Source organism: Micromonospora sp. NPDC049529 (assembly GCF_055586685.1).
The window spans coordinates 218,615-224,834 of the sequence record NZ_JBVJHT010000005.1; the positions used below are offsets into that span (position 1 = coordinate 218,615).

Below are 6,220 nucleotides of genomic sequence, written 5' to 3' on the forward strand. Positions count from 1 at the left end.
CCCGGGCTCATATATTCGTGCGGTGAACATGGCACAGGTCCGGCAGGCGTACGCGTCCGTCGCGGAGCTCTACATCGAACTGTTCGGGACGCGGCAGCAGGTACACGCCGACGACCTCGCCTTCATCGGGCGACATCTGGCGGGCCGACCCGGTACGGTCCTCGATCTGGGCTGTGGCCCCGGCCACATCACCGACTACCTTCGCGCGCTGGGCGTCGACGCGACGGGAATCGACCTGGTGCCCGAGTTCATCGCCCATGCGCGGGCGGCCCACCCGGGCGGTAGCTACCAACTCGGGTCGATGGAAGATCTCGCCGCCGCCGACCACTCCGTCGCGGGCATCCTGGCCTGGGGTTCGCTGATCCACCTGCCGCCGTCGGATCTCGACGGCGTGCTCGCCGAGTTCCGGCGGGTCATGGCCCCGGCCGGAACGTTGGTGCTCGCGATCTTCGTGGGTGACGAGGTCACCGCCTTCGACCACAAGGTCGTGACCGCCTATCGCTGGCCCGTCGACGAGTTCTCCGAGCGACTGGCGCGCGCCGGTTTCACGGAGGTCGAGCGCTTGCAGCGGCCCGGCGACGACACTCGTCGGCCGCACGCCGCCATCGCGGCGATCGCCACCGAGGGGAGGGGCTGAGGAGGGTTCGGGTCAGCCCGGGGCGAGGAGGCAGAACTCGTTGCCTTCCGGGTCCGCCAGGACGGTCCACGGGACATCGTCGCGGCCCAGGTCGATGGCGGTGGCGCCGAGACTCCGCAGTCTGGCCGCCTCGGCCTGCGGGTCGTCACCCGGGTACGGGCGGACGTCGAGATGGACGCGGTTCCACCCGGTCTTCACCTCGGCCACGCGGAGAAACCGCAGATACGGGCCGACGCCCTGGGCGGAGCGCAGTACGGCCTCGTCGTCGGTCACCTCGTGCAGGGCCCAGTCCATGGCCCTGCCCCAGAAGCGGGACATGGCTCGCGGATCCGCGCAGTCGACCACCACCGCGGCGATCGGTCCGGTGTCCCGGTGGAGCGGTCGGGGGTCCAGTACGCAGAACTCGTTGCCCTCCGGGTCGGCCATGACCGTCCACGGGACGTCGCCCTGGCCTACGTCGGCGGGTGTCGCACCGAGATGCATCAGGCGCGTGACCATCTCCGCCTGATGGGCCGCCGAGGTGGTGGCGAGGTCGACGTGCACGCGGTTCTTCACCGTCTTCGGTTCCGGGGAGACGACGAGGTCGACGCAGACGGCGACGGGGTCGGGGTAGACGAAGCCCTCGGGTTCGAGGTTGGTCACGCCGGGTTCCTCGCTGGAGACTGCCCAGCCGAGCGCCTCCGCCCAGAAACCGCCCAGCGCGGAGTCGTCCCGGGCCTTCATGTTGATTTGAACGAGCCGCGTTGCCATGCCGGCGATGGTAGGGCCCGTCGGGTCGGCGGTGGGGCCCGGACTTGAGTGGTCGTTCGGCGTGTCGGCCGCGGCAGTCGGGTGTGTGGGCGAGATGCGAGGATGACCCCGTGGAGATTCGCTTCGAGGTCGACGGCGAGCGTGGTCGCGTCTCGGTGGACGTGGTGCCGAATTCCGACCCGGTGGCCGTCGGTAAGAGCGAGCGGGATCTGGGCATGCCGGTGTGCAGCGCCGCTGTCGAGTTCAGCGCCCAGGGTTACCGGTCACCGCTGGGCTGGGTGCAGTTGGTCCGCGAGCCCAGCACGGAGGATCGATTCGAGGTCGATCCGTTCGACCTGTTCGCCGACTCCACCGCACCCTTCGCCTGGTACGGATTCCGGCCGGCGCTCTTCGACGCTCCTTCCCGTTGGCGCTCTGGGGCCGTGCAATGGCAGGCGCAGAGCTTCCTGACCATCGGGCCCTGGGACGACGACCGGCAACTGGTCGTCCCCCTGGTCGGGTTCGCCTGGGGGTACGAGCAGGATCCGGAGGAGCGGCTGCACCTGTCGCCGGTGCGGTTGCTCGGCCCCGAGGACTGGGAGGGTCATCGCCCTTACCTGGCCGAGAGGTACCCGACCTGGACGTTCGGCGACGGAGGCCGGCTCGCCGGGCAGCGCTGACGACGGCTTCCATCGCCGACACACCCTCATCTCGGCCGACTCGACAATCGTCGGTGAGTGGTCCGGCTGGTACTGTCCGGCCCATGTGTTCAGGCATCGCCTCGATCATGAAGCCCTGGTCCCTCCGCTGACGGCGGCAGGGTTGACCAGCTTCCTCTGATGTAGCTCTGCTCCGCCGTCCTGGCGTTCCCGCCGGGCGGTGTGTTTGTGCTGCCCGGCTCCATGACGAGCTGAAGAGCACACAGTGACCAATTTCGTACGGAAATCATCACCAGACTTGACGGCGGGGCCCGACCTCGCCTGGGGCGGCCCGTTACCGGCCGGGGATCGGGCGCATGTCCGAGCCGACGGCGTCCGGGCCGTGCTCGGTGGGCGCGTGGTTCTGTCCGACGTCAGCGTGACCGTCTCCGCCGGGTCACGTCTGGCCATCGTCGGCGAGAACGGCCGAGGCAAAACGACGTTGCTGCACGTACTGGCGGGCATGATCTCGCCCGACCGGGGCACGGTGGAGCGGATCGGCACGATCGGTGTCGCCCGGCAGGCGCTGGAAGCGCGGATCGGTGAGACGGTCGGCGCCCTCGTCCTGGGCGCGATGCGCGAGTCCCAACGCGCGCTGCGGGCCCTCGACGACGCCGCGACCGCGATGGCCGACGGAAGGGAAGGCGCGGACACGGCTTACACCGCCGCGCTCGACGCGGCCGCCCGGCTGGATGCCTGGGACGCGGAGCGCCGGGTCGACGTGGCGCTGGCAGGACTCGATGCCTGCGCCGACCGGAGGCGTCCGCTGGCGACGTTGTCGGTCGGTCAGCGCTACCGGGTCCGTCTGGCGTGCCTGCTGGGGGCACGGTACGACCTGCTGATGTTGGACGAGCCGACCAATCATCTCGACGCGGACAGCCTGGCGTTTCTCACCGCGCGGCTACGTCGGCATCCGGGCGGGGTGGTGGTCGTGACCCACGACCGTGCCCTGCTCAGGGACGTGGCAGAAGAGTTCCTGGACCTCGACCCGACCGAGGACGGTCGGCCGCGCCTGTTCGCCGGGGGCTACGCCGGCTGGCAGTACGGGCGTCGGCGGGAACGCGCGCGCTGGGTGCGGGAGTACGAGGCACAGCAGGCCGAGCACCAGCGGCTGGCCGACGCGGTGCACGAGGCGCAGGGCCGGCTCAGCACCGGATGGCGCCCGGAGAAGGGGCATGGCAAACACCAGCGTCAGTCCCGTGCCCCCGGTCTCGTCCAGGCGCTGCGGCGCCGGCAGGAAGCGCTGGAGGCGTACCGGATCAGCGTGCCCGAGCCGCCACTGACACTGCGTTGGCCCGAGGTCGCCACCCGTCCCGGGGTGCCGATCCTGCGCTGCCACGGCGTCACCGTGACCGGGCGGCTCCACCGTAGCGCCACGCTCACCCTCGATGGTGGGGACCGCCTGCTCGTGACCGGCCCCAACGGGGCGGGCAAATCGACGCTGCTCGCCGTGATGGCGAACGCCCTCGAACCGTCGACCGGGGAGGTCCGTCGGCTGTCGCGGGCTCGGGTCGCGTACCTCGGGCAGGAGGTACCGGACTGGCCCGCGACCGTGCTCGCCCACGAGCTGTACGACCAGCACGTCGGCCGGCTCCGGTCCGGGGGACAGCTCGGGGACGACGATCTCCTGCCCCTGACCGCGACCAACCTTCTCGACCGGGAAGCCCTGCGTACTCCCGTCGGGCGGATGTCCCAGGGGCAGCAACGCCGGCTGAACCTGGCACTGCGGCTGGCCGAGCGACCCGACCTGTTGATCCTCGACGAACCCACCAACCACCTGTCGGCGCCCCTGGTCGACGACCTGACCGCCGCTCTGCTCCGGACCCCGGCGGCGGTCGTCGTCGCCACCCACGACCGCCAGATGCTCCACGACCTCGCGGCCTGGCCCACCCTGCCCCTCACCGTCGAAGCCAAGGACCTGTCATGACCACGCGCGCCCGCGTTTCCGTTCTCGCACCACTGCGACACCGCAACTACCGGCTTCTCTTCGTGGCGATGGTGCTCGACCTGTTCGCCACCGGGGCATGGACCATCTATCTCGTCCTCCAGTCACTCGCCCTCGACGCCAGCGCGGCCGCGCTCTCCTCGGTCGTGGCCTGGAGCGGTGTCGGCCTGCTCGCCGTGTCCCTCGTCGGCGGCGTCGTCGCGGACCGCGTGTCGAAGAGGACGATCCTGGTCGTCGTGCTGACCCTCAACCTGACGACCACCCTCGGGGTCGCGATCCTCGCGTTCACCGGGCACGTCCAGCTGTGGCAGCTCAGTGTCTCCGCCCTGGTCCTCGGCGCGACGACCGCCTTCTTCTTCCCCGCCTACACCGCCCTGGTGCCGCATGTCGTGTCCACCGACGACCTCATGGCCGTCAACGGCCTGGAGGGCGCCACCCGGCCCACCGTCCAGCAGGCACTCGCCCCGGCTGCTGGCCGTCACGAGCACACTCTGGATCATCGGCGCGGCGTTGTTCGTCTACGGCGCGCTCATCGGCGCCGGCATGGTCATCTGGGGTACGTTGCTCCAGCAGCGAGTCCCGCTCGACATGCTCGGCCGGATCAGCGCAGGTCGACGTCGACGTGGAACTCCGCGAGCAGTTCCAGCAGGTCATCCAGGGTGACTGCCGGGCCCAGTCGCTGCCGGTCGTAGCCCGCGACGAGGTGCTCGCGGGCGATGGCCGAGTCGTGCCACACCAGTCGGAACGGTGTCCGCGCGCCGAACCCTCCGCCGAGGCAGTCGTCGAGGGCGTTGAGGTTGCGACCGAAGTATCCGCCCGGCCCGTTGATCGCCTCGCCGATCGCGCAGTAGAACCCTTCGATGTCGGTGACGAACCGGCCGTCGAGGTCGTACGTGGTGCCGGCCGGCCGGTCCGAGGCGCTGGGCTGGGGGGTGAACGCCACTGCGGCCCAGTGGTGGCGTAGCTCCCGGTCGTAGCCGGCCCACAGGTTCCTCTCGGTGGGGCGTCCGGTGTGCCAGTGTCTCAGGATGTCCAGCATGCCTGTCGGTAGCGGTTCCCGTGGATCGCTGTCGATGGTCACGTCGAGGAGTCCGGCGGCGAGTCGTGACGGCTCGGCCGCCGCGACCGTTCCGGAAATCACGGCACCGGTCACCTGGTTGGCCGTGCTGTCGGCGCCGACCGCGTACACCTCGGCGCGGATCCGGCGGCGACGCAGGGCGCCCTTGGTCGACTGATCGACCGCGCCGAGCGCGGGCAGTAACAGGGTCTCCGGTTGGCAACCGAGCAGCCGGACCTGCGGCACCGGCGGTGCGGCCTGCTCACGAAACACGCCGGTGACGTCCCGGCAGGTGCCGTAGGGCATCTCGCTCTTGCCGAGGAGGACGAATTCGGTGACGTCGCCGGGACGTACCACCTCGTCGGTGCGGTCGTGGACGTAGACAAACCCGTCGAGGTCGACGTCCACGGTTCCCGGCGTCGTGGTGTTCGGCCGCTGGGCGACCACGACGACGTCGCCGAGGTCCTCACCCCACCAGGACGGCGCCATGTCCGGTGGTGGGGGAAGTGCCGTCAGGGAGACGTCACCCAGCAAGGCCTGCTCGGTGCCGAGCGCGTCGGCGGGCAGCCGGTCGAGCAGGTCGGCCAGCGCGCCGTCCGGACGGCAACCGACGAGCGTGAACCGCTCCCTCGGCCGGGGCGGCAGGTCGACGAACAATCCCTCGATTTCCGCGCAGAGTGCCAGCGGGACGTCATCGTAGGAGTCCTCGAAGCCGACGTCGCCCAGGAGCAGCCAGCGTGGGCCGTCCGGGTGCTCCCAGGTCCACCGGCGTTGTTCGGGGGCAGGATCAGCGTCGCAACCGGCGCTCGTCGTCACGCCGCGAACCCTACCGACCGAAGACGACACGACCCGGGACCGGCGCGGTTCCGGCAGCGACCGGCTCGATCATGCGCGTCGCAGCTGCTCTGCGGCCCGAGGTCGGGGACTCCGTCGACGGCGGTGCAGATGCCGTGGATCCGGGCGTGGTTCGTCCAGCCGTTGACGCGGCCCGGTTGCTGCTGATCTGTATCCGTCCGGTCTGCCCCGGGGGGGGGGGGGGGGGGGGTCCCCCCCCCCCGGGTGCCCCCAAAACCCTTCTGGGGCTGTCCGTCCCATGGAGGGTCGAGGTAGATATGCATGTGCTGTTCTCCGGTATCCCCAAACAACGCGCGCCT

5 protein-coding genes and 1 pseudogene are annotated in these 6,220 nt (G+C 70.5%); 4 read left to right on the forward strand and 2 right to left on the reverse strand.

Features of this window, described 5'->3' with window-relative positions; translation table 11 throughout:
• Positions 1-22: 22 nt before the first annotated feature.
• Positions 23-637 (forward strand): class I SAM-dependent methyltransferase, encoded by a 615-nt coding sequence (locus ACZ6QQ_RS10530; protein ID WP_465875691.1) that lies wholly within the window; start codon positions 23-25, stop codon positions 635-637.
• 12 nt (positions 638-649) lie between these two features.
• Here ACZ6QQ_RS10530 and ACZ6QQ_RS10535 read toward each other — a convergent pair whose 3' ends face one another.
• A complete protein-coding gene (locus tag ACZ6QQ_RS10535; RefSeq protein WP_465875692.1) occupies positions 650-1,387 on the reverse strand; it encodes a VOC family protein in 738 nt (245 codons plus the stop codon).
• Positions 1,388-1,497: 110 nt separating this feature from the next.
• Here ACZ6QQ_RS10535 and ACZ6QQ_RS10540 point away from each other — a divergent pair, with 110 nt between their 5' ends.
• The 3 genes and pseudogenes from ACZ6QQ_RS10540 to ACZ6QQ_RS10550 form a co-directional block, all read left to right on the forward strand.
• Positions 1,498-2,046: a hypothetical protein gene (locus ACZ6QQ_RS10540; protein ID WP_465875693.1), complete on the forward strand. Its 549-nt coding sequence runs from the start codon at positions 1,498-1,500 to the stop codon at positions 2,044-2,046.
• A gap of 376 nt (positions 2,047-2,422) precedes the next feature.
• Positions 2,423-3,991, forward strand: coding sequence for an ABC-F family ATP-binding cassette domain-containing protein (locus tag ACZ6QQ_RS10545; RefSeq protein ID WP_465875694.1), 1,569 nt, complete (start codon positions 2,423-2,425; stop codon positions 3,989-3,991).
• Positions 3,988-4,434: pseudogene (locus tag ACZ6QQ_RS10550) on the forward strand (MFS transporter); the annotation flags it as partial. The gene ACZ6QQ_RS10545 and the pseudogene ACZ6QQ_RS10550, both read left to right, overlap by 4 nt.
• A gap of 176 nt (positions 4,435-4,610) precedes the next feature.
• On the opposite strand, the gene ACZ6QQ_RS10555 reads toward ACZ6QQ_RS10550, so the two are convergent.
• Positions 4,611-5,882, reverse strand: coding sequence for a barstar family protein (locus tag ACZ6QQ_RS10555; protein ID WP_465875695.1), 1,272 nt, complete (start codon positions 5,880-5,882; stop codon positions 4,611-4,613).
• Positions 5,883-6,220 lie beyond the last annotated feature (338 nt).